The organism is Massilia sp. MP_M2 (assembly GCF_039123635.1).
Lineage (GTDB): Bacteria > Pseudomonadota > Gammaproteobacteria > Burkholderiales > Burkholderiaceae_D > Telluria.
Map to the genome: position 1 here is coordinate 80152 of NZ_JBCHJF010000012.1, position 23717 is coordinate 103868.

Here is a 23717-nt window from a genome sequence, read left to right on the forward strand (position 1 = left end):
GGATCCCGATGAGCTCCGACCATGCCGCCCGCGCCGGCGCCGCGACGTTCACCTGGTACCACCGCGCTGCCTGGCAAGGCAACCCATACGCCCAGTTCAACCTGGCCCAGCTTTACTTGCGCGGCCACTGCGTCGCGCGCGACGACATGCAGGCCGCCGCCTGGCTGGCACGCGCTGCCTCGTGCGGCCTGGCCTATGCCCAGAACCATCTCGGCGCCTTGTACTACAGCGGCCGCGGCGTGTCGCCCGACCACGCCCTCGCTGCGCGCTGGTTCCGCCGCGCAGCGCAGCAGGGCGATCGCTCGGCGCAATACAATCTGGGGCTGCTATACCGCAAGGGCCGCGGCGTCACCCTGTCGCACCCCACCGCAATGCGCTGGTTCTACCGCGCGGCCGAGCAGGGCATGGCGCGTGCCCAGGCGCAGCTGGCGCACGGCTACCTGCATGGACTGGGCGTCATGGTCAGCCATCCGCTGGCGATGGCGTGGTACCGCAAGGCGGCGCTGCAGGGGCACGTGGCCGCGCAGGTCCAGCTGGCGCATATGTATGCGCGCGGGCTCGGGGTGACGGCCAGCAGCGTGCGCGCGCTGTACTGGTACCGCCACGCAGCGGGCGCCGGCAATCCCGTGGCCAGGCGGGCCCTTGGCCTGATGTAGGTGGCGCAGGCGGACGGTTTGCACCCATGTCGTTTCGCGCTATGATGCCCTGCGGCCATAAGCCGACCTCATCATTCACAGAACGAGAACAACATGCACATGAAACTTGCCACGCTTGCCGCCGTGTTGGCCACGACCTTCAGCGCCAATCCAGCGCTTGCACAAAGCTGTTCCACGCAGGGCACTGCGCCGACCTATCCGGTAACGAAGAAAGTCGACCAGACCGACAATTACCACGGCACCATGGTCGCCGATCCGTACCGCTGGCTCGAAGACGCCAACAGCGCCGAAACGAAGGTGTGGGTCGACGCCCAGAACAAGGTGACCCAGGCCTACCTGGCTGCGATCCCGCAACGCGAAGCGATCCGCCAGCGCCTGACGCAGCTGTGGAACTACGAGCGTTACAGCGTGCCAGGCAAGGAGGGCGGCCGCTATTTCTACACCCGCAACGACGGCCTGCAGAACCAGTCGGTCCTGTACACGCTGAACAACCTGGGCGACGAGCCGCGCCTGCTGCTCGACCCGAACACGCTGGCCGCCGATGGCACCGTCGCCCTGGCCGGCACCGCAGTGAGCCCTGACGGCAAGCTGCTGGCCTATAGCACCGCCGCATCGGGCTCGGACTGGAACGAGATCAAGCTGCGCGACATTGAGACCGGCAAGGACCTGCCGGACCATATCAAGTGGGTCAAGTTCTCGAGCACCGCCTGGACGAAGGACGGCAAGGGCTTCTTCTACAGCCGCTACGACGCGCCGAAAGAAGCGACCAAGCTGGCCGACGTGAACTACTTCCAGAAGCTGTACTACCACCGCATCGGCACGCCGCAAAGCGCCGACACGCTGGTGTACGACCGCGCCGACCAGAAGGAATGGGGCTTCGGCGGCCAGACCACGGACGACGGCCGTTACCTGATCATCACCACCACCAAGGGCACCGCGCCGAAGTACCGCGTGTCGTACAAGGACCTGTCAAAGCCTGACGCCAAGGTGGTCGACCTGATCGACAACTTCGACGCCGGCTACGATTTCATCGACAACGTCGGCAGCGTGTTCTACTTCAGCACCGACCGCAAGGCGCCCAAGAAACGCGTCATCGCGATCGACGTGAGCAAACCTGCCGAGTCGAACTGGAAAGAGCTCGTCGCCGAAAGTGCCGACACCCTGACTGGCGCCGACATCGTCAACAACCAGCTGGTGCTCGAGTACCTGAAGGATGCGCGCAGCGTCGTGCGCGTGGTCTCGCTCGAGGGCAAGCCGGTGCGCGAGATCGCGTTGCCAGGCATCGGCACCGTCGCCGGTCTGTCGGGCAAGCGTGGCGACACCGAGACCTTCTATTCATTTACGAGCTTCACCAATCCGACCACGATCTACCGCCTGAACATGACGACGGGCCAGAGCACCGTGTTCCGCCAGCCGAAGGTCGCGTTCAACCCGGCCGACTATGAAACGCGCCAGCAGTTCTACACGAGCCGCGACGGCACCAGGGTCCCGATGTTCATCGTGTCGAAGAAGGGCCTGAAAATGAATGGCCAGAATCCGACCTACCTGTACGGGTATGGCGGCTTCAACATCTCGCTGACGCCGGGCTTCTCGCCGGCCAACCTGGCATGGATGGAAATGGGCGGCGTGTATGTCGTGGCCAATCTGCGCGGCGGTGGCGAATACGGCGAAGCCTGGCACCAGGCCGGCACCAAGCTGCAAAAGCAGAACGTGTTCGATGACTTCATCGGCGCGGCCGAGTGGCTGGTCAAGAACAAGGTCACGTCGCCGCAGAAGCTGGCCATTGGCGGCGGCAGCAACGGGGGCCTTCTGGTCGGCGCGGCGACCACGCAGCGGCCGGACCTGTTCGCGGCCGCGATTCCGTCGGTGGGCGTGATGGACATGCTGCGCTTCCACAAGTTCACGATCGGCTGGGCTTGGACCTCGGATTACGGCTCGTCCGAGAACCCGGACGAATTCAAGGCACTGGTCAAGTATTCGCCGCTGCACAATCTGAAAGCCGGCACCTGCTATCCGGCCACGATGGTGACGACGGCCGACCATGATGACCGCGTGGTCCCGGCGCACAGCTTCAAGTACGCCGCCGCAGCCCAGGCAGCGCAGGCCGGCAGCGCGCCGATCCTGATCCGCATCGACACGAAGGCCGGTCACGGTGCGGGCAAGCCGACGAGCAAGCAGATCGAGGAAGTGGCGGATCGCTGGGGCTTCCTGTCGCGCGAGCTGCAGATGAACGACGCGGCCGTAACGGCCGCCGGCGCCAAGTAACACCGGGCGCATGCAAACATGGCCGCCGGAGCGATCCGGCGGCCATGTTGTTTTGTGCAGCTGCTGCGGGGCGACCTTCTACCTGTGCACGACCACCAGCACGGCCTTGGCCTCGGTCTTGCCCGTATTGCGGATCACATGATTCTGGTCGGCCGGGTAGCGCGCCGTCGCGCCGTGGCGCACCTTTTTCTTTTCAAGACCCACTTCCAGTTCCACGGTCCCGGTGATCACCGTCAGGTGTTCGCCCGTGCCGGGATCATGTGCCTGCGACGCCAGTTCGCCACCGGGCGCCAGCGTCAGCTCATACCATTCATACTTGCCTGCCAGGTCCATCGGGCCCAGGATGCGCAGGCAATAGCCTGCGTGCGCGCCGGGCAGGGTGGGGATTTCGTGCGCGTCCACCAGCCGTATGAGTTCAGTCGGGCGTACCTCGGACGACAGCAGTTCGCTGATCTGCACGCCCAGCGCATTGGCCAGGCGCCAGGTGATGGCGATGGTGGGGTTGGCTTTTTCGCGTTCGATCTGTGACAGCATCGATTTCGACACCCCGGCAATGCGCGACAGGTCTTCGAGCGTCAGGCCACGGGCCAGGCGCAGGCGTTGCAGTGTGGCGCCGACTTCGGGTGGCGCGTTGTTGGTTGAAATTGTATTCATTGCCGCATAAGGTGTTGGGGACCGGCTTGCCAAGTTGATTGGGCGCGGGTAATATCCACTATATTGAATCTTTGTTCGATATACAGGATAAGTCTTCTACATCGAACAAACCCACGGTACAGCATCCGCCATCTGCCGGTCAAGCCGGACCATCCACGGAACAGGAAAAACACCATGAGCGACCAAACTTTCTACAGCGGCCTTCAGCAAAAACTCGACACCTTGCGTAGCGATGGCCTGTTCAAGCCCGAGCGCGTGCTGGCGTCGCGCCAGGGCGCCGAAGTGGTCGCGCAGGATGGCCGCACCTTGATCAATATGTGCGCCAATAACTACCTGGGCCTGTCGGGCGAGCCTGAAACCGAGCAGGCTGCCGCCGCGGCGCTCGAAAAGTATGGTTATGGCCTGTCATCGGTGCGCTTCATCTGCGGCACCCAGACCGTCCACAAGGAACTGGAAGCGGCGCTGTCGGCATTCCTGGGCACCGAAGACACGATCCTGTACGCCGCCGCTTTTGACGCCAACGGCGGCGTGTTCGAGCCGCTGTTCGACGAGAACGACGCGATCATCTCGGATGCGCTCAACCACGCGTCGATCATCGACGGCGTGCGCCTGTGCAAGGCGGCGCGCTATCGCTACGCCAACAACGACATGGCCGACCTCGAGAAGCAGCTGATCGCCGCCACCGAAGCGGGCAAGCGCCACAAGATCATCGTCACTGACGGCGTGTTCTCGATGGACGGCACGATCGCCCAGCTGGACAAGATCGTCGCACTGGCCGAGCAATACGGCGCGCTGACGATGATCGACGAGTGCCACGCATCGGGCTTCATGGGCGCGACCGGCCGCGGCACGCACGAACACTGCGGCGTGATCGGCAAGATCGACATCATCACGGGCACGCTGGGCAAGGCCCTGGGCGGCGCGATGGGCGGCTTCACGTCCGGCAAAAAAGAAGTGATCGAAACGCTGCGCCAGAAATCGCGCCCATACCTGTTCTCGAACACGCTCGCGCCGATGATCGCCGGCGCCTCGCTCGCGGTGCTCGAGCGTATCTCGAAGTCGACCGAACTGCGTGACCGCCTGATGGACAACACGGCGTACTTCCGCGCCGAGATCGAGCGCCTCGGCTTCACCATCAAGCCGGGCACGCACCCGGTGGTGCCGGTCATGCTGTTCGACGCGCCGATCGCGCAACAATTCGCCGCGCGCATGTTCGAACTGGGCGTGCTGCTGTCGGGCTTCTTCTATCCGGTGGTGCCGATGGGCCAGGCGCGCGTGCGCGTGCAACTCTCGGCCGCGCACACCCGCGAACAGCTGGACATCGTGCTCAAGGCGTTCGAACAAGCCGGCCGCGAGCTGGGCATCATCAAACAACAATAAATAATCAATAAATAAATCGGCAAGGAATCACAGCATGGAACGCATCCTCATCATCGGCGCCAACGGCCAGATCGGCAGTGAACTGGTCAGCGCGCTGGCCGAGCGCCACGGCGCGCAAAACGTCATCGCGTCGGACATCGGCGAGAACAATCTGTACGGCGCCGCGCGCTATACCCGCCTGAACGTGCTGGACAACGATGCGCTGGCGCGCCTGATCGCCGATGAAGACATCACCCAGGTCTACCAGCTAGCCGCGATGCTGTCGGCCACCGGCGAAAAAGCGCCGCTCAAGGCCTGGAGCCTGAACATGGACGGCCTGCTCAACATCCTCGAGATCGCGCGCGAACGCGGTGAAGCGGGCAAGCCACTCAAAGTCTTCTGGCCATCGTCGATCGCCGCCTTCGGCCCGAACACGCCGGGCGAACACACGCCGCAGTATACGATCATGGACCCGACCACGGTCTACGGTATCAGCAAGCTGGCCGGCGAGCGCCTGTGCGAGTACTATCACAGCAAGTATGGCGTGGACGTGCGCAGCATCCGCTATCCCGGCATCATCAGCTACAAGTCGCCACCGGGCGGCGGCACCACCGACTACGCCATTGCGATCTTCCATGCGGCGCTGCGCGGCGAGACCTACGAATGTTTCCTTGGCCCCGAGACCACGCTGCCGATGATCTACATGCCCGACGCGATCCGCGCCACCATCGAACTGATGGACGCACCCGCCGAACAGGTGGCAATCCGTTCGTCGTACAACGTGGCCGGCGTCTCGTTCAACCCGCGCGAACTGGCCGCCGCCATTCAGAAGGCGCGCCCCGGTTTCGCCATCGCCTACGCGCCCGACAGCCGCCAGCAGATCGCCGATTCGTGGCCGAAAAGCCTGGACGACAGCCGCGCGACCGCCGATTGGGGCTGGCAATCGCGCATCGGCATCGATGAAATGGTGGGCTCGATGCTGGCCAATATCGATGTCGGCATCAAGGCGGCAGCGTAAGGGCTCGCCCAAAAAATAAAAAGCAGGAGACAAAAGATGGACATGAGCGTGTTTGATTTGTTCAAGATCGGCATCGGCCCGTCGAGTTCCCACACGGTGGGTCCGATGGTCGCGGCGCGTCGCTTTCTGCTCGAAAGCGGCATGCTGGACGAGGCGGTCGGCGTCGAGGCGCACCTGTACGGTTCGCTGGCGCTGACGGGTGTCGGCCACGCCACCGACAAGGCGGTGATCCTCGGCCTGATGGGCGAGACACCGCAGGAGCTCGATCCGGCCTCGGTCGACGACAAGCTCGATACTGCCGCGCTCGATGGACAGATCGCACTCTTGGGCAGTAAGACCGTGCCGTTCGACGCACGGGTCAACCTGGTCTGGCACAAGGCCTCGACGCTGCCCGAACACCCGAACGGCATGCGCTTCGTGCTGCAGCTGCGTGACGGCAGCATCATCGAGCGCATCTATTACTCGGTCGGCGGCGGCTTCATCACGGCGGCCGGCGAAGCGCAGGCACGCGCCGCGGAGCCGGTCGGCACGCCGGTGCCGTACCCGTTCGACACGATGGTGCAATTGCTCGAACACGGCCGCAGGCACGGCCTGACGATCCCGCACATGCTGCGCGCGAACGAGCGCGTGCGCATGAGCGACGCTGATCTGGATGCCGGCCTGGATCGCCTGTGGCGCGTGATGCGCGACTGTATCTGTCAGGGCCTGAAGACGGAAGGGCGCCTGCCGGGCGGCCTCAACGTGCGCCGCCGCGCCGCCGCCCTGTGGAAGCAGGCGCAGCAAACGCAGCCGCACAACGCCTTGCCGCACGACGCCGTGCAACAGGTCAGCCTGTACGCAATGGCGGTCAATGAAGAAAACGCCGCCGGTGGCCGTGTTGTCACGGCGCCGACCAACGGCGCCGCCGGCATCATCCCGGCCGTGCTGCGCTATTACGCCGAAGACTGCCGCCCGATCGATCCGCAGCGCGGCGTGCGCGACTTCCTGCTCACGTCGGCCGCGATCGGCATGCTGTGCAAGAAGAATGCATCGATCTCGGGCGCCGAAGTGGGCTGCCAGGGCGAGGTCGGCGTGGCTTGCGCGATGGCGGCGGCGGGGCTGGTCGCGGCGCTGGGCGGCACCAACGAGCAGATCGAAAACGCGGCCGAAATCGGCATCGAACACCATCTGGGTATGACCTGCGACCCGATCGGCGGCCTGGTGCAGATCCCGTGCATCGAGCGCAACGGCATGGGCGCGATCAAGGCGATCACCGCGGCGTCGCTGGCGCTCAAGGGCGATGGCGTGCACTTCGTGAGCCTGGACAGCGTGATCGAGACGATGCGCCAGACGGGCGCGGACATGCAGGTCAAGTACAAGGAAACGTCGCTGGGCGGCCTGGCCATCCACGTCGTGACGGTCAATCACGCCGCCTGCTGAGCCGCTTGCTGATTCAGGCCGGTTCGGCAATCGTTGGGCGGCCAGGGCATCGGCCGCCCAATTTTATTGGGTGACATGACTTTTTTGCAGCACAGCATACAATTTCGCTGGCTCCCACTATAATTGACGGTCAACCCGAGCCAACTGGATCTACAACCGTATGCACTATGTGTCCACCCGCGCGACGAGCGCGTCCGCAGCACGCAACCCCGCCAACTTCTGTGACATCCTGCTCGGCGGCCTCGCCCCGGACGGTGGCCTGTACCTGCCGGCCGAGTACCCACAGGTCACGACCGCCGAGCTTGACGCGTGGCGCACGCTGTCGTACGCCGACCTGGCGTTCGAGATCCTGCGCAAGTTTGCCACCGATATCCCGGACGCCGACCTCAAGGCCATCACCACGCGCACTTACACGCCTGCCGTGTACTGCAACGCCCGTGCCGGCGAGTCCGCCGCCGAGATCACTCCGCTGCGCGTGCTGGAAGACGGCCGCAAGGGCAAGCTGATCCTGCAGGCGCTGTCGAATGGCCCGACGCTGGCGTTCAAGGACATGGCGATGCAGTTGCTCGGCAATCTGTTCGAGTATGCGCTGGCAAAAAACGACGATGCGCTGAATATCTTTGGCGCCACCTCGGGCGACACCGGCAGCGCCGCCGAATACGCGATGCGTGGCAAGCGCGGCGTGCGCGTGTTCATGCTCTCGCCGCACGAGCGCATGAGCGCGTTCCAGACCGCGCAGATGTTCAGCCTGCAAGACCCGAACATCTTCAATATCGCCGTGAAGGGCAACTTCGACGAGTGCCAGGACCTGGTCAAGGCCGTCTCGAACGACCTTACCTTCAAGGCGCGCCAGAAGATCGGCACCGTCAACTCGATCAACTGGGCGCGCGTCGTGGCCCAGGTCGTGTACTACTTCCGCGGCTACCTGTCGGCCACCACCAGCAGCGACCAGAAGGTCTCGTTCACCGTCCCGTCGGGTAACTTCGGCAATATCTGCGCCGGCCATATCGCCCGCATGATGGGTCTGCCGATCGACAAGCTGGTGGCCGCCACCAACGAAAACGATGTGCTCGACGAATTCTTCCGCACCGGCGTGTACCGCGTGCGCAAGGCGTCCGAGACGTTCCACACCAGCAGCCCGTCGATGGATATCTCGAAAGCGTCGAACTTCGAGCGCTTCGTCTACGACCTGGTCGGGCGCGATGCCGAGCGCACCCACGCGCTGTTTCGCAAGGTCGACACGCATGGCGGGTTTGACCTGTCCGGCAAGCCGGGCAGCGACGGCGACGAATTCAAGCAGGTGGCCCGCTTCGGCTTCGCCTCGGGCCGCTCGACGCACAATGACCGCCTGGACACGATCCGCGACGTGGCCGACGACTACGACATCACCATTGACACCCACACCGCCGACGGCATCAAGGTCGCGCGCGAGCACATGGCGCCGCGTGTGCCGATGATCGTGCTGGAAACAGCGCTGGCCGCCAAGTTCAACGAGACGATCCTCGAAGCGCTGGGCACCGATGCCGAGCGCCCGGCCGGCTTCGAAGACATCGAAACGCTGCCGCAGCGCTACGTCGTGATGTCCGCCGACGTGGACCAGATGAAGGCGTACATCGCCGACCACACGGGGCTGTAGCATGAGCGCACCAGGACAACGACCGCCCATGCTGACGGTGCGTGAGGCGCTGGAGGTGCTGCTTGCCGCAGCGCGTCCCGTGACGGCCATCGACACGATTCCCACGCTGGATGCCAACGGCCGCGTTCTGGCGCTCGACCAGCTGGCCACCATCGACGTGCCGTCGGCCGATAACACGCAGATGGATGGCTACGCCGTGCGCGCCGCCGACTGCGCGAGCGGCGAGGCGACGCTGCGCGTGGCCCAGCGCATCCCGGCTGGCCACGTGGGCCGGCCACTCGAACCCGGTACCGCGGCGCGCATCTTCACCGGCGCCCTGATTCCGCCGGGCGCCGACGCCGTCGTCATGCAGGAGCAGTGCGAGGCCGCAGGCGATAGCGTCACCGTGCGCCACACGCCTGCGGACGGGGAGTGGATCCGCCGCAAGGGCGAAGACATCGGCGCCGGCAGCGCGATCCTGCGCGCAGGCACCCGCTTGCGCAGCCAGGAGCTGGGGCTGGCCGCTTCGGTGGGCCTGGCGACGCTGCCCGTCCACCGGCGCCTGCGCGTGGCCGTGTTCTTTACGGGCGACGAACTGGCCATGCCGGGCGAGGTGGCGGCGCACGACCTGCCACCGGGCGCGATCTACAACTCGAACCGCTTTACGCTGCGCGCGCTGCTGGAAAGCTTCGGCTGCGAGATCACCGATTTCGGCATCGTGCCCGACACGCTGGCCGCGACGCGCGCTACCTTGCGCGACGCTGCGCAGGCGCATGACCTGATCATCACGTCAGGCGGTGTGTCGGTGGGTGAAGAAGATCATATCAAGCCGGCTGTCGAGGCCGAAGGGCGCCTGTCGATGTGGCAGATCGCCGTCAAGCCAGGCAAGCCGCTGGCGTTTGGCGAGGTCCATCGTGACGGTGATAATGCATTCTTTATCGGTTTGCCCGGCAATCCGGTCTCGAGCTTCGTCACCTTTTTACTGTTTGTGCGGCCGTTTCTGCTGCGCCTGCAGGGCGTGCGTGGCCCGGTCGAGCCGCGCGGGTATCTGGTACGCGCCGACTTCGATCTGCCCAAGGCCGACCGCCGCAACGAATTCCTGCGTGCGCGCATCAATGCCGGGGGTGGCCTCGAGCTGTTTGCGAACCAGGGTTCCGGCGTACTGACGTCGACCGTGTGGGGCGATGGCCTCATCGACAACCCGCCGGGCAATGCCATCGCTGCGGGTGACCTCGTGCGCTTCATTCCGTTCGCCGAACTCCAGCATTAGGACAGTCATGAAGATCAATGTGAAATATTTTGCCGCGCTGCGCGAAGCAGTGGGCACGGGACAGGAGCAACTCGACCTGCCGCCTGATGTGACGACCGTGGGCGCGGTGCGCGCACTGCTGCGCGCGCGCGGCGGCGTCTGGGCCGAGGCGCTGGCGCCGGAGCGCGCCGTGCGCATGGCGTGCCAGCAAGTGATGTGCGACGGTGCCACGCCCGTGCCGGCCGGCGCCGAAGTAGCGTTTTTCCCGCCCGTGACGGGCGGGTAAGACTTCGCTGCTTTAGATCGTCGCGATCGATTGCTCGGCCAGCGCCATCAGTTTGGCGCAGTTGCTGTTGCGGGCGGCGAAATCTTTCCAGGCAGTATTGCGCGCCACCTCTTGCCAGCCGCGCAGCGCTTCGGGATTCAGGTCGACCACGCGCGCACCGACGCCCCGATACACGGTCGCGACATCTGCATCGTCCATGCGCGCCGAATTCATCGCGAACTGTTCCAGGTCGGCGCCCACCGTCATCACGGCCTGCTGCTGCGCCTTGGTCAGACGGTCGAACACGGAGCGCGACATCAGCAACGGCTCGAACATGAACCAGTACGAGCCGGCGCGCGCGGTGGTCAGCGAACGGGCTGTCTCTTGCAGGCGGAATGAGATCAGCGACGTCGATGAGGTGAGCGCCGCATCGAGCGCGCCGCTGCGCAGCGCGGTGTAGATTTCGTTGGAGGGCATGGTGACGACCGTGGCACCGGCGTTCTGCAGCAGCATGTCCATCTCGCGCGAGCCGCCGCGCACTTTCAGGCCGCGCGCGTCTTCCGGGGTGATGATCGGGTCGCCCCGCGACGCGACGCCGCCGGCCTGCCAGATCCAGCTGACGATCACGAGACCCTGCTCGTTGAGAATGCGCGACAGTTCGCGCCCGACCGGCGCATTGCGCCAGCCATACCCCTGTTCGTACGACGTGACCAGCGCCGGCATCAGGCCGATATTGGCTTCCGGCGCTTCGGCGCCGGCGTACGACAGCGGGACCAGCGCCATGTCGAGCTTGCCGCTGCGCAGCGCGCCGAACTGGGCGCCCGGCTGCATCATGGATGAGGCAGGATAGATCGAGAACTTGACGCCGCCACGCGTGCGCTTTTCGACCTCGGAAGCGAACATGCGGCACAGGCGGTCGCGGAAGTCGCCCCGCGCGATACTGCCGCCGGGGAACTGATGCGAGATCTTGAGATTGTTGGGCTGGGCCCAGGCCGAGCCCATCCAGAACGGGCTGGTGGCAAGCGCACCGAGTACTGTCCTGCGCGTAGCGAGCGATTCGATTTCTACCGACATATACATCCTCCAAGATGTTGTAACGGACTGCCTGGCGAATCGTGGCGTGCCTCGTCGGTGCGGGCATCATCGTTCGCAGCTGGCCACGACAAGAATATGCCTGCTGCGCCGCATGTCAAGAGGAATATTGCAGATCTGACAAATGGACGATCCATCGCGGATCGTCGCGGGCCGTGGCCGTCAGCGCACCTGCTCATCCTTGCAGACGGCGCAGTCGAGCCCCCGGCTGGCCTGGCGCCAGCGCGAGGCGACGAAGATCGCCGCCGCCGCTGCCGACCAGCCCAGCGTGCCGGGCCAGCTCGCGGCCAGGCTGTCGCCGCGCATCAGGTCAACGGCCGCGAGCAGCAGGAACATGGTGGCGGTGGCCAGCAGGTATTGGCCGATCCAGTAGGTAGCAGGGCGCATGGGGAAAACTCCTTTCAACGACGGTCGAAAAAGCGACGCAGGATGCCGGCCAGCGCCAGCGGCTGGTCGATCATCAGGAAGTGCCGGGACGGCGCGATCGGCACCACCTCGACCGAGGGGATGCCCTCGACCAGGCTGCGATAATGCGCGACCTTGTCGTCTGCCGTCATGGCGTCCTGGGCCCCATCGTACTGCTAAAACGGCGCTACCACCAGCACCGGCGCGGTGATCTTTTCCAGGCCCGGGCGCAGGTCGAGTGCCAGTGCGTCGGCCACGTAGGCGCCGACGGCGGCGCGGTCGCTGCGCAGCAGCAGCGGCGTGATGTCGTCGGCCTTGCCGATGTCGAGCACGCCCTGACCGCGCATGTACTGGCGCTGCTGGGCAGCCCAGGCATTGGGGTCATTGACGGCCATCGTGTCGCGCACCCGCTGCGCCGCTTGCGGACGCTGTGCCGGCGGCATGTTCTCGGTGCCGGGGAAGACCGGCAGGCCGTCGAGCGCCACGACGCCGCCGATCCGGTTGCCCAGGTCCTGCGCCACCGCGTAGCCCAGCGTGCCGCCCAGGCTGTGGCCAATGAGGATCGGTGTAGTCAGTTTGCGCTGCGCGATCAGCCCCGCCAGTGCGGCGCGGGCGCCTTCGAATGGCGCGCCAGCGGGCGCCGGGCGGCCGTCGAAGCCGGGCAGCGTCACCACGTACAGCGTGAACTCGTCCTTGAACTGGCGGATCACGTCCTGCCACACCCACGGGCCGCTCGCCAGGCCGGGAATCAGGATCACCGGCCGGCCCTTGCTGCCGTGGCGCTCGACCAGCAGCGGGCCGGATTCGAAGGTTTCCGCCGGCTTGATGCTGGCGGCAAAGCGGTTCTCGGCCTGGCTTGCCGCGGCCGGCGACCGGGATTGGGCCTGGGCAGCGGTAGCAACGGTGGCGGCGCCAAGCGCGAGGGTCAACAACAGTGCAGCTTTCATGCGGTCTCCTGATCAGCGGTGAAGATGGCTTCGACCGGCAGGCCGAACAGCCGTGAAATGGCAAAGGCGAGGGGCAGGCTGGGGTCGTAGCGGCCGGTTTCGATCGCATTGACGCTCTGGCGCGAGACTTCCAGCCGTTCGGCCAGGTCGGCCTGGCTCCAGCCGTGCGTGGCGCGCAGTTCGCGGATACGGTTTTTCATCGCGTCTGCAGCTTCGCGTGCACCGAGCGTACCAGGCAGACCAGCATGGTCGCGCCGCACAACACCATCCACACCGAGAACATCGATAGGCGCGGATAGCCGGCCGTCTCGAGGAAACCGTAGCTGAACGTGAGCCCGGCGGTGAGTCCGGCGGCCAGTGCGAACGATTCGAGCAAAAAGCTGCGCAGGTATTCATCGACCCGGCCCAGATGGCGCGCGATCGCCCACAGCGCCAGGCAAAAGCCGATCATCGGCGAGAGCAGTACGAGGATGCGCAACGCTCCGTCGTCCAGCGGCCGGCCGAAGCGGATGGAGGCCATCAGCAGGACCGCATAGACCAGGAATGCGCCGGCCATCTCGCGCAGGTAAGCGTTGCCGACCCGCTTCTCGTATTTGTTCGCAGCCATCGTGTGCCTCTCGTTGGTTAGTAAAGGATGCTTTACATCGTAGGCCCGTTATTTTGTGATGTCAAGCAGCCTTTACATGATTTTTTATGGGCTGAAACCGACTACAATGCTGGTCCAGCTTTTTCTCGTTCGTCACCATGACTCAGCCTGCCAATCCTGCAATGTCGCCCCGTGTCGCCGTGATCGGCGGCGGCCCCGCGGGCCTGATGGCAGCCGAGACACTGGCGGCGGCGGGCGTGCAGGTCGACGTCTACGATGCCATGGCCAGTGTCGGCCGCAAGTTCCTGCTGGCCGGGAAGGGCGGCATGAACATCACGCATTCGGAGCCGTATCCCGACTTCGTGCGGCGTTATCGCGACCGTCAGGTCCAGGTGGGCAGCTGGCTCGGGCAATTCGATGCCGACGCCGTGCGCGCCTGGATTCACGCGCTTGGCATCGAGACCTTCGTTGGCACGTCGGGCCGCGTGTTTCCGCTCGAGATGAAGGCTGCGCCGCTGCTGCGCGCGTGGCTGCACCGCCTGAAGGAGAGCGGCGTGCGCTTTCACATGCGCCAGCGCTGGCTCGGCTGGCAGGATGGCTGCCTGCGCTTTGCGACGCCGGACGGCGAACAGTTGATCGAGGCCGATGCGACCATCCTCGCGCTGGGCGGTGCGAGCTGGGCGCGCCTCGGTTCGGACGGCGCCTGGGTGCCGCTGCTGAGCGAGCGCGGTGTCGGGGTCGCGCCGCTGGTGCCGGCCAACTGCGGCTTCGATACCGGCTGGAGTGCGCATTTCAGCAGCCGCTTTGCCGGCGCGCCCTTGCTGACGGTGGCCGCCGGCGTACGTGGTCCGGATGGCGCCATCGCCTGGCGCAAGGGCCAGTTCGTCGTCACGCAAGGCGGCGTCGAAGGCAGTCTGGTGTACGCGTTATCAAAGCCACTGCGCGACGCGATCGCGCGCGATGGCACGGCCACGCTGTGGCTCGACCTGGCGCCGGATCACAGTGCCGAACGTGTTTTTGATGAGGTCACGCGTGGGCGCGGTTCGCGCTCGATGTCGAGCCACCTGCAAAGCCGGCTGGGGATCAAGGGCGTCAAGGCGGGGCTGCTGCACGAGTGCCTGTCGAAGGATGATTACGCCGATCCCGCGCGGCTGGCCGCTGCGATCAAGGCGTTGCCGGTGACGCTGCTGCGCCCGCGGCCGATCGACGAAGCGATCAGCAGTGCGGGCGGGGTGCGCTTCGATGCGCTGGAAGGCGAAGGCGCCATGCTGCGCGCGCTGCCCGGCGTGTTCGTTGCCGGCGAAATGGTGGACTGGGAAGCGCCGACCGGCGGCTACCTGCTGACTGCCTGTTTTGCCAGCGGACGCGCGGCGGGACGGGGCGCGCTGGCCTGGCTGGACGCCGCGCCGCAGTGACAGTGCGTGCCTCATTGCGGGCCGCGTGCTCCGTAAGATCAGCGTTTCGCGCCACGGCCACGGCCACGTCCATGACATCCGTTCGCGTCCCGATGCTCGCAGCTTTGCTCGCCCTCGTGCATGTCGCCGGCGCCCCCAGCGCCCATGCAGACATCGGCTGCGGCCAGCCATGCCGTGGCCTGGTGCTTCAAGCGCAGGCGCTGGAGGGCCGCGCCCGCTACCAGGAAGCGCTGACGAAGTACAAGGCGGCCGAACAGGCCGATCCGACGGCCTCGATCCCGCTGTCATTGGCCGCTGGTTTGGTGCTGAAACTGTCGACGGTGGCGCCGCAGGACGCGGCGCCGCAGCTGCGTGACATGTCGCGCGCCCTGGCCGAGCGGGCAGCGCGCCTGGAAGCGGACGACCCGGTCGCGCAGGAAGTCTTGCGCATGCTCGACGATCCGGCCCCGTCGCCGCTGCATCAGCCCAACGCCAGGGCCGCGACGCTGATGGCCGAAGGCGAGGCGGCGTTTGCGCGCCAGGACCTCAAGGCGGCGCTGGCCAGGTACGAAGCGACGATGCGGGCCGATCCGCAGTATTCGAGCGCGTGGGTCGCCGCCGGCAATTGTCATTATGTGCGAAGAGACTGGACGCGCGCCGAGGCGCTGTTTCGCGCGGCGACCGTCATCGAGCCGCACAATGCGCAGGCCTGGCGCTACCTGTCCGACGCGCTGTTCTACCAGGACAAGCGCGCTGCGGCCGAAGCGATGCTGTACAAGGCCATCGAGGCCGATCCTTCGCAACGGCCGAACTGGCGCAAACTGGCCCAGTACCGGGCCGGCGCCGGCATGCCGCTCAGCTCACTCGGCCTGCGCCGTGGTGTGCGCGTGCTGGAAAACGCCGACGGCAACTACGTGATCAGTCTCGACCCGCAAACGGACGCGGAGAAGACGCCCGATCACGCATTCCGGCTGGCGCTGGGCATGACCGAAGTCGCGCTGCGCACCGACGACAAGGACAGGCGCAAGTCGGCGTTCGAGATCGAGCTCGAGTCGTGGCGCCAGGCCTTGAAGATCGCCGACGAGGCCGAGGCCAAGAGCGGCGAAGGCATTCTTGATCCCGGTTTGCTGCAGGTGCGGGCGCTGGCGCGTGAGGGCCAGCTCGAAGCGGCGATCCTGCTGCTGATGTTCCGCCAGGCGTACCGGCCGGCGTTGCAGGCATGGATAGCGGCGAATCCGGGTGGGGTCAAGTACTTCATCGACCGGTTTGGCGTGCAGCCTTGATGATCCCGCAGCCGGGCGCTGGGTTCCTGCTCTGGCGCGTATAGTCGCCGGCATGCCATCTTCCTCCCGTTATCCGAACACGCCGGACGGCCGCTACTTCGTCGTCAAAGGGCGCCTCTGGCGCAGCAGCAATCCGCATCTGGCGCCCCACGAGCGGCAGCAACTGGTGAACCGGTTGATGGACGCGCGGCGCCAGGTCGGGGCGGCGCTCAAGGCGCACGACGAGGCGGCCGAGCGCGCGGCCCGCGCGGATGTCGACGCGGCCAAGCAGGCGTTGGGAGAGCGCGGGCCGGTCTGGTGGACCGATGGCGCGCCGGATTACAACCGGCGCATGGCGGTCAACACGCCGTATGCGGCGTGGTATGAGGCCCTTGGCGAGGTGGCGTCGGGCGCCGGGTCGCCACACGCAGCATCGTGACGATCAGTCGGTAACCTTGCCCCGCAGGGCCTTGGTCTGGCTGCTGCGCGTCTTGCCGTCGAGCCGCCGCAGTTGCGAGCCGCGTGTCGGGCGGGTAGGGCGGCGCGTGACCGGCACGATCGCGGCCTTGTCGACCAGTTCCTGCAGGCGCCGCAGCGCGTCTTCCTTGTTCTGCTCAAGGCTGCGCGACTGCTGCGCCTTGAGTACCAGCACGCCTTCGTGCGAGATGCGGGTGTCGCGTAGGGCCAGCAGCCGCTCCTTGATTGGCTGTGGCAGCGATGACGCAGCGATGTCATAGCGCGCATGGACGGCGCACGAGACCTTGTTGACGTTCTGCCCGCCCGGCCCCTGGGCCCGGATTGCGCTGAATTCGACCTCGGCTGGATTGACATGTGGAGTGACTGCGGCCATCTTGATCCTGTTTGCGTGATGCGCCGTGCAGGTTCGCAGCAGCAGGCGCATTGTAAGCGCTGGCGCGCCGGCTTGCCTGGGGCGTGCGCGTAACCTTCCTGTCGCGGCAGTGCGCGCAACGGGCCTGCTGGTCCTGCATGCGAACCTGGCTTGCTGTTGCAGCAGCGCGAAACCGGCGCGCGGCCAGCACCGATTGTCAAAAGCGACGACAATACCGGCCTACATTCTTTCGCACGGTCTAGTCATGTCCAATTCTTCCAGTCTGTCGTTGGCGCCCCGCGTCGACCTCAATGTGCGCCCGCTTGGCGTGGCGTTGTTCCTGCTCGTGCTTGGCGCATGGTATCTCGCGCAAGCGGTGAGCGGCCGTCAGTCGGCGCTGTACATCGTCGGCGCGCTGCTCGGCGTGGCGCTGTACCACGCGGCCTTCGGCTTCACGTCGGCCTGGCGCGTGTTCATCGCCGATGGCCGCGGCGCCGGCCTGCGCGCGCAGATGGTCATGCTGGCCGTCGGCGTGGCACTGTTCTTCCCGGCGCTGGCCGCCGGCACGCTGTTCGGCACCCCGGTGACGGGCCTGGTGCAGCCGGCCGGGACCTCGGTGATCTTCGGCGCGTTCATTTTCGGCATCGGCATGCAGCTGGGCGGCGGTTGCGCCTCCGGCACGCTGTACACGGTCGGTGGCGGCAGCACGCGCATGATCGTCACGCTGCTGTTCTTCATCATCGGCTCGCTGATCGGCACGGCGCACATGCCGTTCTGGACGTCGATGCCGCAACTGGCTCCAATCTCGGCCGTCAAGGAATTGGGCCTGGCACCGGCGCTGGCGCTGAACTGGGGGATCTTCGCGCTGATCGCGTTCATCACGATCGTCGTCGAAAAGCGTCGCCACGGCCAGCTGGTCCCGGCGCACGTGCAGCCGCCGCATCGCTCGCCATGGCTGCATGGTCCGTGGCCGCTGCTGGCCGGTGCGCTGGCGCTGGTCGTGCTCAACTTTGCAACGCTGGCGCTGTCCGGTCGCCCGTGGGGCGTCACGTCAGCCTTCGCACTGTGGGGCGCGAAAGCGGCTTCGGTGATCGGGATCGATACGGCCAGCTGGACGTACTGGTCCACGAAAGCCAATGCCGCGGCGCTGGCGTCACCGATCTCGCAAGACGTCACGTCGGTGATGGACATCGGCATCGTGCTGGGCGCGATGCTGGCAGCGGCGCTGGCCGGCCGTTACGCGCCAGTCTGGCGCCTGCCGATGCGCTCGCTGGTCGCGGCAATCGTTGGTGGCCTGCTGCTGGGCTACGGCGCCCGCCTGGCCTACGGCTGCAATATCGGCGCCTACTTCAGCGGCATCCTGTCGGGCAGCCTGCACGGCTGGCTGTGGCTGGTCGTCGCCTTCATCGGCAACGTCGTCGGCACCCGCCTGCGCCCCTTCTTCGGCCTCGACGTCGAGCGCCTGAAACCCACCGCTTGCTAAGCAAAAAGTAGGGTCAGTGTCGATTTATTGAGCAATTGATCCACTGAAGTTGTCAAACAATTCGACTCTGACCCTATTTATTCAAAAGACAATTACCCAGCAATTAGGGTCAGAGTAGAATTATTGAGCAACTGATTTACTGAAGTTGTCAAACAATTCGACACTGACCCTATTTGTTTTGCGGGTGAGGTTAGTCTTGGTAGGTGACGCTGCCGCTGCCTGTGCGGCTGGTGCTGCGTTCGGCGGGGTTGCCGTAGACCTCGACGTCGCCGCTGCCGCTCAGGGTGATGCGGATGTTGTCGCGGGCTTGCACGACGCTGTCGCCGGAGCCGGTCTGGCTGAGCGTGACCTCGCTGGCGCGCAGGTGTTCGGCGTCGAGGCGGCCGGAGCCTGTCGTGTTGGCGTCCAGCGCGCGCGTGGTGCCAGAGACCGTGATGCTGCCCGAGCCCATCAGGCGGCTCTCGATGCGGTCCATCGCGGCGCCGCCATTGACGTCCAGGTCGCCGCTGCCAGTCAGGCCGACTGTCGCGTCGCGGTAGCGGCCGTTGAAGCGCACGCTGCCCGAGCCATTGAGCTGGAGCGCGACGATGTCGCCCGAGAAGCCGTTGATCGTGCTGTCGCCGCTGCCTTCGATCGTTACCGACGTCAGCGCCGGCAGTACCAGGTCAACGACCAGCGGTTCGCGGTGGCGCAGCACCATGCCGCGGATGCCGATGCGCAGGACCTTGCCGTCGCCCGTGACCTCGACATTGCCCAGCATGCGCTGCTCGCCGCTGACCCTAAGCATCGGCGTGGCGCCGTAGCGCAGGTTCAGGTCAATGGGGCCGTCGAGTTCGACGATCTCCACACCGGCCGGCACCGGGCGCGTATCCTGCGCCACGGCGCGGCCTTCGGCGGCGCTGACCGTGCCGCTGGCCTTGAGCATGCTGTAGCTCAGCGCGACGAGCACCGCCGCCAGCACCAGCAGGCTGAAGCCCACTTTCATCAATGAGCGCATGGCGGCTAACCCCTCAATAACGACATATTCATCTTCACGTAGCGGCGGATGCCGGCGATCGTGTACTTGCTGAACACCAGCGACAGCAAAAACAGCGCGATGCCGCCGAGGATCAGCCCGCACCCGAGCACGACCTGCGTCGTGCGCGAATCGGGATCGAGGTCGGTCGTGATCTGGATGCGGCGCTCAGCCACCGCCTCGGCGCCGCGCAGCACGCGCGAACGCTGGCCGCGCCCATCGTGCTCGTTGCGCGCATCGATGACGATGTCGGCAGCAGGGCCGCCGTCGCCTGCCTCGGTCTGCAGATCCGGGCGCAGCACGGGTTCTTCGTAGACCTGGATGCCATGCTCCCCGATCGATACCCGGGTCTGCGTTTCGGCCGCGCCGTCGTCATTCGCCGCGTCCATGCGGCTGAGCGGGGCGCTCAGGACCAGCTCGTTCGAGCCGGCCAGGCCGCTGGCCGTGACGGCAATGCCCGAGACGTACACGCCGAAGGCCGACATGTACAGCGCCATCAGCAGCGACGCAAACACCGCCGCCGGAATCAGCATGAACAGATTGAATACCAGCAGCCCGAAGCCCGACACCACGGTGCGCGCCACGGAACTTGGTGGCGGCGCCTTGTGCTCCAGCTGCGCGAAGTGGGCGTTGGTGCGCAGGGTCAGCGCGACGTCGCGCGGATCGCCCAGCTCACGGGCCACTTCCGGCTCGGGCCGCCCAATGGCTGCGCCATCGACGAAACGCTGTTCGTACCAGGCGAGCGTCTTGGCCTGCACGTCGGGTGGAAGCCCCATCAGCGCGCGTTTAAGTGCGTCGAGGTAGTCGAGTTTGGAGAAAAAGTACGCCATACGATGGACGCCAGCCTAGTGGTGGCCGAGGACCGGAATCGCGCCGATCGCGCTTGCCGTGCCGTGCGCGGCGCCGCCGATCAGTTCGGGCATGACGAGTACGAGCGTGCTGGCAGCCACGAGAAGCAGCAGGGCGACCGTACGCAGGCCGAGTCGGGGTGTCATGGTGGAGTCCATCAAGCGTGTTTCGATGGTGTTACTGTACGGCGCCGGCCGCTGCGGCACCATCACCGTGCGACAGGCTGCGCTTTTCGCGGGGCAGGGCGCCGTAGGCGAGGATGGCCGTCGCCGCCCCCTGGCCGCTGCGCACGGCCGTTTCGAGCGTCGCCGGGTAGTCGCTGGCCGTATAGTCGCCCGCCAGCATCACGCGCGGGAGCGGCGTGGCGTTGCCTGGCCGGACCAGGCCGGGGGCGCAGGTGAACGTAGCGCGTTTTTCCGTGATCAGCTGGGTCCAGACCGGCGTGCCCAGTTCGGGCCGGCCGAAATCGTGCGCCAACTGCGCCGCGATAGCGCTTGCGAGCACCTCGCGCGGCAGCGCTGCGGCCTCGGCGGCGGCGCTGACCACGACGGCAAACACGCCATCCTGGCCCGGGTCGAGCTGGGCGCGGTCGAACACGAACTGCCCCCAGCGGCCAGCCTCTGGATCGTCGAGCAGCGCGCAGAATGGCAGGTCCAGGCGCGTGCCCGGTGCATATTGCAGATAACAGGTCGCAATCGGCTCGTGCGTAAACCCAGCCAGTTGCGCGGCCAGCGCGGCGCACTCGAAGAACGGCGACAGCAGTGTAGCCGTGGTGGCTGCCGGCGTGGCCAGCACCACGGCATCGACCCGCTCGTCGCCGCTGCTCGTCGCCAGCAGCCAGCCATCGCCATTGCGCGCAATCGCCGCGACCTTGACGCCCGGACGCACCGCATGGCCTTCACGGGTCAGCCAGGCGCCGGCAGGCTCCGGGAACAAGGCGCCCATCGCCACGCGCGGCAGCAGCATGTCGGAGGCCGCCCGCCGGCTGGCGCCCAGGCTGTCGCGCAGCACGGCCAAAAATACATTGGCCGAGGCACGTTCGGGCGGCGTATTGAGCGCCGCGATGCACAGCGGGCGCCACATCAGCGTGGTGAGGCGCTCGGTCTGGTCGAAGCGTTGGAGCAGTTCGGCCACCGTGCAATCGACGTCCAGCGCCCAGCCCATCCAGCGCCCGGCGCTGTTGAAGCGGGCCAGCGCGAGTTTGTCGGCGCGGGCCAGCCCCTTCGCGCGCAGCAGCGCGAACGCCAGGTGCAGCGGCGCGGGCAGGCGCGGCGCGACGAAATCCATGCCGGCGTCGCCGGGCGGATAGCGCATCTGCACCGGCAGGCGCAGCAGCGCCGCATCAGGATCGACGCCCACCTGGCGCACTATGCGCAGCGTTTCGGCGTAGGCGCCCAGCAGGATGTGCTGGCCATTGTCCAGTGCCAGACCGCGCACCTCGACCCCGCGTGCCCGCCCGCCAAGGGTGCGCGACGCTTCGAACAGGATGACCTCAACGCCCGCGCGCGCCAGCGTGACTGCTGCCGCACAGCCGGCCCAGCCGGCGCCGACGACCCCGACCCGCAGCCTAGGTGCGGACATAGGTCTTCCACGCCAGCCACAGCTTGCGTAGCGGCGTGAGCGAGATGCGCTGATTCAGCACGTGGTAGCCGTCGCGCTGGATCTCATCGAGCAGCGTGCGGTAGATCGACGCCATCATCAGCCCCGGGCGCTGGGCGCGCCGGTCTTGTTTCGGCAGCAGGGCCAGTGCTTCGTCGTAGATGGCTTGCGCGCGCTTGGCCTGGAATGCCATCAGCGCTTCGAATTTCTCGCTGTGCTGGAGCTTGAGCAGGTCGTTCGCCGTGACGCCGAACTGCTGGAGCTCGCTTACCGGCAGATAGATGCGGCCCTTGCGCGCATCGTCGCCCACGTCGCGGATGATGTTCGTCAGCTGGAACGCGAGGCCCAGTTTTTCGGCATATGCCAGTGTTTGCGGATTGGTGTAGCCGAAGATGCTGGCCGACAGGATGCCCACCACGCCCGCCACGTGCCAGCAATAGCGCTGCAGGCCCGGGTAATCGAGGTAGCGGCTCTGGTCGAGATCCATCTCCATGCCGTCGACGATCGCCTGCAGGTGTTGTTCTTCGAGCTTGTAGAGCGCGATATGCGGCTGCAGCGCGAGCATCACCGGGTGCGTCGGCGTACCCGCATACATCTTCGAGACCTCGGTGCGCCACCAGGCCAGCTTGATGCGCGCGACCGAACCGTCGGTGGCTTCGTCGACCGTGTCGTCCACCTCGCGGCAAAAGGCGTACAACGCCGTGATCGCGCGCCGGCGTTCGGGCGGCAAAAACAGGAAGCTGTAGTAGAAACTGGAGCCGCTTTGAACGGTCTTTTGCTGGCAGTATTCGTCTGGAGACATGAAAATCGTCGTGGGGTGCGGGTTGGGCGGCTGGAGCACGGCTGTGCCGTCAGTCCCGCATTCTAGCAGGGTAGAGGGCAACGCCGGCCATGGTCGCCGTGACTTTTACATGCGCACTGCGCCCCAGCCTACGGCGACCCAGTCCGGCGTGGCCAGCGTCGGGCGGTGCCTGAACACATCGTAACCGGCGCGTTCGATCCGGTCGAGGATGCGCAGACCGCCCTGGACGATCATGCGCAGCTCCCAGCCGATGCGTCCCGGCAGGCGCCGGGCCAGTGGCGCGCCGGACAGCATCAGCGCGCGGGCGCGCTCGACCTCAAAGCGCATCAGGGCCTGGAATGGCGCATCGACGATGCCGGCCTTCAGGGCAGTTTCGCTGACCTGGAAGCGCGCCAGGTCTTCCAGCGGCAGGTAAATGCGGCCCTTGGTCAAGTCGATCCCGACGTCCTGGATGAAGTTAATCAGTTGCAGCGCGCTGCAGATCGCATCCGAATCGCGCAGGTTGACCGCGTCGTCGGCCTCGTACAGGGCCAGCATCAGGCGCCCGACCGGGTTCGCCGAGCGGCGGCAATAATCGAGCAGGCTGGCGTAGGCCTGGTAGCGCGGCGTGACGACATCCTGCCGAAAGGCCGACAGCAGGTCGCGCATCGGTTCGACCGACAGCCGGTACTGCGCCACGACGCCGGCCAGCCGCGCGAACATTGGCGCGTCGGGAACGCCGCCGGCCGCGATGAGGTCCAACTGCGCGTCATAGGTTTGCAGCGCCGCCAGCCGTTCACCGGGCGCGGCGTCGCCTTCGTCGGCCAGGTCGTCGGCACTGCGCGCAAAGGCGTAGATCGCCTCGACTGCCGGCACCAGACGGCGCGGCAGCAGGATCGACGCAACAGGAAAGTTCTCGTAGTGATTGACGGCCATGTTTAGAGGGAAGACGCTAAAGTCGTCACATTGTCGATT

At 66.2% G+C, this 23717-nt stretch carries 26 protein-coding genes; 12 read left to right on the forward strand and 14 right to left on the reverse strand.

All coding sequences use genetic code 11. The annotated features are described in order from the left end of the window. Positions 1 to 8: 8 nt before the first annotated feature. Together RCH14_RS21440 and RCH14_RS21445 are read left to right on the forward strand one after the other, a co-directional pair. Positions 9 to 656 carry a tetratricopeptide repeat protein gene (locus tag RCH14_RS21440; protein ID WP_343028124.1) on the forward strand — a complete coding sequence of 216 codons (648 nt, stop codon included), beginning with the start codon at positions 9 to 11 and terminating at the stop codon, positions 654 to 656. A 93-nt stretch (positions 657 to 749) separates the two neighbouring features. Continuing rightward, positions 750 to 2921: a prolyl oligopeptidase family serine peptidase gene (locus RCH14_RS21445; protein WP_343028125.1), complete on the forward strand. Its 2172-nt coding sequence runs from the start codon at positions 750 to 752 to the stop codon at positions 2919 to 2921. 78 nt (positions 2922 to 2999) lie between these two features. On the opposite strand, the gene RCH14_RS21450 is transcribed toward RCH14_RS21445, so the two are convergent. Further along, positions 3000 to 3575 (reverse strand): XRE family transcriptional regulator, encoded by a 576-nt coding sequence (locus RCH14_RS21450; protein WP_343028126.1) that lies wholly within the window; start codon positions 3573 to 3575, stop codon positions 3000 to 3002. A 174-nt stretch (positions 3576 to 3749) separates the two neighbouring features. Between RCH14_RS21450 and kbl the strand changes: the two genes are divergently transcribed. From kbl to moaD, 6 genes are all read left to right on the forward strand, one after another. Further along, entirely contained in the window at positions 3750 to 4955 is a 1206-nt protein-coding gene (gene kbl, locus RCH14_RS21455) for a glycine C-acetyltransferase (protein WP_343028127.1), read from the forward strand. Between the two features lie 34 nt (positions 4956 to 4989). Further along, a complete protein-coding gene (locus tag RCH14_RS21460; RefSeq protein WP_343028128.1) occupies positions 4990 to 5952 on the forward strand; it encodes an NAD-dependent epimerase/dehydratase family protein in 963 nt (320 codons plus the stop codon). Between the two features lie 36 nt (positions 5953 to 5988). Further along, positions 5989 to 7371, forward strand: a complete 1383-nt coding sequence (locus RCH14_RS21465) for an L-serine ammonia-lyase (RefSeq protein WP_343028129.1) — start codon at positions 5989 to 5991, stop codon at positions 7369 to 7371. Positions 7372 to 7531: 160 nt separating this feature from the next. Next, on the forward strand, positions 7532 to 9007 hold the full coding sequence (gene thrC, locus RCH14_RS21470) for a threonine synthase (protein WP_343028130.1): 1476 nt from the start codon (positions 7532 to 7534) through the stop codon (positions 9005 to 9007). 28 nt (positions 9008 to 9035) lie between these two features. Beyond that, positions 9036 to 10256: a gephyrin-like molybdotransferase Glp gene (gene glp / locus RCH14_RS21475; protein WP_343028131.1), complete on the forward strand. Its 1221-nt coding sequence runs from the start codon at positions 9036 to 9038 to the stop codon at positions 10254 to 10256. Positions 10257 to 10263: 7 nt separating this feature from the next. Then, positions 10264 to 10521, forward strand: coding sequence for a molybdopterin converting factor subunit 1 (gene moaD / locus RCH14_RS21480; RefSeq protein WP_343028132.1), 258 nt, complete (start codon positions 10264 to 10266; stop codon positions 10519 to 10521). 12 nt (positions 10522 to 10533) lie between these two features. Here moaD and dctP read toward each other — a convergent pair whose 3' ends face one another. The 6 genes from dctP to RCH14_RS21510 all read right to left on the reverse strand — a co-directional run bounded on the left by dctP (position 10534) and on the right by RCH14_RS21510 (position 13551). Then, the gene (gene dctP, locus RCH14_RS21485) at positions 10534 to 11574 is read right to left on the reverse strand and encodes a TRAP transporter substrate-binding protein DctP (protein WP_343028133.1); all 1041 of its coding nucleotides are present in this window, start codon (positions 11572 to 11574) and stop codon (positions 10534 to 10536) included. 180 nt (positions 11575 to 11754) lie between these two features. After that, complete coding sequence (locus RCH14_RS21490) at positions 11755 to 11979, reverse strand: hypothetical protein (protein WP_343028134.1); 225 nt, start codon at positions 11977 to 11979, stop codon at positions 11755 to 11757. A 14-nt stretch (positions 11980 to 11993) separates the two neighbouring features. Then, positions 11994 to 12149, reverse strand: coding sequence for a hypothetical protein (locus tag RCH14_RS21495; RefSeq protein ID WP_343028135.1), 156 nt, complete (start codon positions 12147 to 12149; stop codon positions 11994 to 11996). A gap of 24 nt (positions 12150 to 12173) precedes the next feature. Then, a complete protein-coding gene (locus RCH14_RS21500) occupies positions 12174 to 12944 on the reverse strand; it encodes an alpha/beta hydrolase (RefSeq protein WP_343028136.1) in 771 nt (256 codons plus the stop codon). Continuing rightward, positions 12941 to 13144 (reverse strand): helix-turn-helix transcriptional regulator, encoded by a 204-nt coding sequence (locus RCH14_RS21505; RefSeq protein ID WP_343028137.1) that lies wholly within the window; start codon positions 13142 to 13144, stop codon positions 12941 to 12943. The genes RCH14_RS21500 and RCH14_RS21505 overlap by 4 nt, the downstream gene beginning before the upstream one ends. Further along, positions 13141 to 13551, reverse strand: a complete 411-nt coding sequence (locus RCH14_RS21510) for a hypothetical protein (protein WP_343028138.1) — start codon at positions 13549 to 13551, stop codon at positions 13141 to 13143. Before RCH14_RS21510 ends, RCH14_RS21505 begins: the two co-directional genes overlap by 4 nt. A gap of 137 nt (positions 13552 to 13688) precedes the next feature. Between RCH14_RS21510 and RCH14_RS21515 the strand changes: the two genes are divergently transcribed. The 3 genes from RCH14_RS21515 to RCH14_RS21525 all read left to right on the forward strand — a co-directional run bounded on the left by RCH14_RS21515 (position 13689) and on the right by RCH14_RS21525 (position 16625). After that, positions 13689 to 14945, forward strand: a complete 1257-nt coding sequence (locus RCH14_RS21515; RefSeq protein WP_343028139.1) for a TIGR03862 family flavoprotein — start codon at positions 13689 to 13691, stop codon at positions 14943 to 14945. A 71-nt stretch (positions 14946 to 15016) separates the two neighbouring features. Beyond that, a complete protein-coding gene (locus tag RCH14_RS21520; RefSeq protein WP_343028140.1) occupies positions 15017 to 16207 on the forward strand; it encodes a tetratricopeptide repeat protein in 1191 nt (396 codons plus the stop codon). A 52-nt stretch (positions 16208 to 16259) separates the two neighbouring features. After that, entirely contained in the window at positions 16260 to 16625 is a 366-nt protein-coding gene (locus RCH14_RS21525) for a hypothetical protein (protein ID WP_343028141.1), read from the forward strand. A 3-nt stretch (positions 16626 to 16628) separates the two neighbouring features. On the opposite strand, the gene arfB is transcribed toward RCH14_RS21525, so the two are convergent. Continuing rightward, positions 16629 to 17036, reverse strand: coding sequence for an alternative ribosome rescue aminoacyl-tRNA hydrolase ArfB (gene arfB, locus RCH14_RS21530; protein WP_343028142.1), 408 nt, complete (start codon positions 17034 to 17036; stop codon positions 16629 to 16631). Between the two features lie 244 nt (positions 17037 to 17280). On the opposite strand from arfB, the gene RCH14_RS21535 reads away from it, so the two are divergent. After that, positions 17281 to 18498, forward strand: a complete 1218-nt coding sequence (locus RCH14_RS21535) for a YeeE/YedE family protein (RefSeq protein WP_343028143.1) — start codon at positions 17281 to 17283, stop codon at positions 18496 to 18498. Positions 18499 to 18688: 190 nt separating this feature from the next. Here the strand turns inward: RCH14_RS21535 and RCH14_RS21540 are convergent, their stop codons facing one another. The 6 genes from RCH14_RS21540 to hpnC form a co-directional block, all read right to left on the reverse strand. Continuing rightward, on the reverse strand, positions 18689 to 19495 hold the full coding sequence (locus tag RCH14_RS21540; protein WP_343028144.1) for a head GIN domain-containing protein: 807 nt from the start codon (positions 19493 to 19495) through the stop codon (positions 18689 to 18691). A gap of 5 nt (positions 19496 to 19500) precedes the next feature. Continuing rightward, positions 19501 to 20343, reverse strand: a complete 843-nt coding sequence (locus tag RCH14_RS21545) for an HAAS signaling domain-containing protein (RefSeq protein ID WP_343028145.1) — start codon at positions 20341 to 20343, stop codon at positions 19501 to 19503. A gap of 15 nt (positions 20344 to 20358) precedes the next feature. Next, on the reverse strand, positions 20359 to 20508 hold the full coding sequence (locus RCH14_RS21550; protein ID WP_343028146.1) for a hypothetical protein: 150 nt from the start codon (positions 20506 to 20508) through the stop codon (positions 20359 to 20361). 31 nt (positions 20509 to 20539) lie between these two features. Beyond that, complete coding sequence (hpnE, locus tag RCH14_RS21555) at positions 20540 to 21943, reverse strand: hydroxysqualene dehydroxylase HpnE (RefSeq protein ID WP_343028147.1); 1404 nt, start codon at positions 21941 to 21943, stop codon at positions 20540 to 20542. Beyond that, positions 21930 to 22763, reverse strand: a complete 834-nt coding sequence (hpnD, locus tag RCH14_RS21560) for a presqualene diphosphate synthase HpnD (protein WP_343028148.1) — start codon at positions 22761 to 22763, stop codon at positions 21930 to 21932. The genes hpnE and hpnD overlap by 14 nt, the downstream gene beginning before the upstream one ends. Positions 22764 to 22868: 105 nt before the next feature. Beyond that, a complete protein-coding gene (gene hpnC / locus RCH14_RS21565) occupies positions 22869 to 23678 on the reverse strand; it encodes a squalene synthase HpnC (RefSeq protein ID WP_343028149.1) in 810 nt (269 codons plus the stop codon). Positions 23679 to 23717: the final 39 nt, after the last annotated feature.

Excerpts from the sequence above, each read along its gene's own strand:
- RCH14_RS21440 (WP_343028124.1), top strand. The coding sequence starts at position 9 with ATGAGCTCCGACCATGCCGCCCGCGCCGGCGCCGCGACGTTCACCTGG.
- RCH14_RS21445 (WP_343028125.1), top strand. The coding sequence starts at position 750 with ATGCACATGAAACTTGCCACGCTTGCCGCCGTGTTGGCCACGACCTTC.
- RCH14_RS21450 (WP_343028126.1), bottom strand. The coding sequence starts at position 3,575 with ATGAATACAATTTCAACCAACAACGCGCCACCCGAAGTCGGCGCCACA.
- kbl (WP_343028127.1), top strand. The coding sequence starts at position 3,750 with ATGAGCGACCAAACTTTCTACAGCGGCCTTCAGCAAAAACTCGACACC.
- RCH14_RS21460 (WP_343028128.1), top strand. The coding sequence starts at position 4,990 with ATGGAACGCATCCTCATCATCGGCGCCAACGGCCAGATCGGCAGTGAA.
- RCH14_RS21465 (WP_343028129.1), top strand. The coding sequence starts at position 5,989 with ATGGACATGAGCGTGTTTGATTTGTTCAAGATCGGCATCGGCCCGTCG.
- thrC (WP_343028130.1), top strand. The coding sequence starts at position 7,532 with ATGCACTATGTGTCCACCCGCGCGACGAGCGCGTCCGCAGCACGCAAC.
- glp (WP_343028131.1), top strand. The coding sequence starts at position 9,036 with ATGCTGACGGTGCGTGAGGCGCTGGAGGTGCTGCTTGCCGCAGCGCGT.
- moaD (WP_343028132.1), top strand. The coding sequence starts at position 10,264 with ATGAAGATCAATGTGAAATATTTTGCCGCGCTGCGCGAAGCAGTGGGC.
- dctP (WP_343028133.1), bottom strand. The coding sequence starts at position 11,574 with ATGTCGGTAGAAATCGAATCGCTCGCTACGCGCAGGACAGTACTCGGT.
- RCH14_RS21490 (WP_343028134.1), bottom strand. The coding sequence starts at position 11,979 with ATGCGCCCTGCTACCTACTGGATCGGCCAATACCTGCTGGCCACCGCC.
- RCH14_RS21495 (WP_343028135.1), bottom strand. The coding sequence starts at position 12,149 with ATGACGGCAGACGACAAGGTCGCGCATTATCGCAGCCTGGTCGAGGGC.
- RCH14_RS21500 (WP_343028136.1), bottom strand. The coding sequence starts at position 12,944 with ATGAAAGCTGCACTGTTGTTGACCCTCGCGCTTGGCGCCGCCACCGTT.
- RCH14_RS21505 (WP_343028137.1), bottom strand. The coding sequence starts at position 13,144 with ATGAAAAACCGTATCCGCGAACTGCGCGCCACGCACGGCTGGAGCCAG.
- RCH14_RS21510 (WP_343028138.1), bottom strand. The coding sequence starts at position 13,551 with ATGGCTGCGAACAAATACGAGAAGCGGGTCGGCAACGCTTACCTGCGC.
- RCH14_RS21515 (WP_343028139.1), top strand. The coding sequence starts at position 13,689 with ATGACTCAGCCTGCCAATCCTGCAATGTCGCCCCGTGTCGCCGTGATC.
- RCH14_RS21520 (WP_343028140.1), top strand. The coding sequence starts at position 15,017 with ATGACATCCGTTCGCGTCCCGATGCTCGCAGCTTTGCTCGCCCTCGTG.
- RCH14_RS21525 (WP_343028141.1), top strand. The coding sequence starts at position 16,260 with ATGCCATCTTCCTCCCGTTATCCGAACACGCCGGACGGCCGCTACTTC.
- arfB (WP_343028142.1), bottom strand. The coding sequence starts at position 17,036 with ATGGCCGCAGTCACTCCACATGTCAATCCAGCCGAGGTCGAATTCAGC.
- RCH14_RS21535 (WP_343028143.1), top strand. The coding sequence starts at position 17,281 with ATGTCCAATTCTTCCAGTCTGTCGTTGGCGCCCCGCGTCGACCTCAAT.
- RCH14_RS21540 (WP_343028144.1), bottom strand. The coding sequence starts at position 19,495 with ATGCGCTCATTGATGAAAGTGGGCTTCAGCCTGCTGGTGCTGGCGGCG.
- RCH14_RS21545 (WP_343028145.1), bottom strand. The coding sequence starts at position 20,343 with ATGGCGTACTTTTTCTCCAAACTCGACTACCTCGACGCACTTAAACGC.
- RCH14_RS21550 (WP_343028146.1), bottom strand. The coding sequence starts at position 20,508 with ATGACACCCCGACTCGGCCTGCGTACGGTCGCCCTGCTGCTTCTCGTG.
- hpnE (WP_343028147.1), bottom strand. The coding sequence starts at position 21,943 with ATGTCCGCACCTAGGCTGCGGGTCGGGGTCGTCGGCGCCGGCTGGGCC.
- hpnD (WP_343028148.1), bottom strand. The coding sequence starts at position 22,763 with ATGTCTCCAGACGAATACTGCCAGCAAAAGACCGTTCAAAGCGGCTCC.
- hpnC (WP_343028149.1), bottom strand. The coding sequence starts at position 23,678 with ATGGCCGTCAATCACTACGAGAACTTTCCTGTTGCGTCGATCCTGCTG.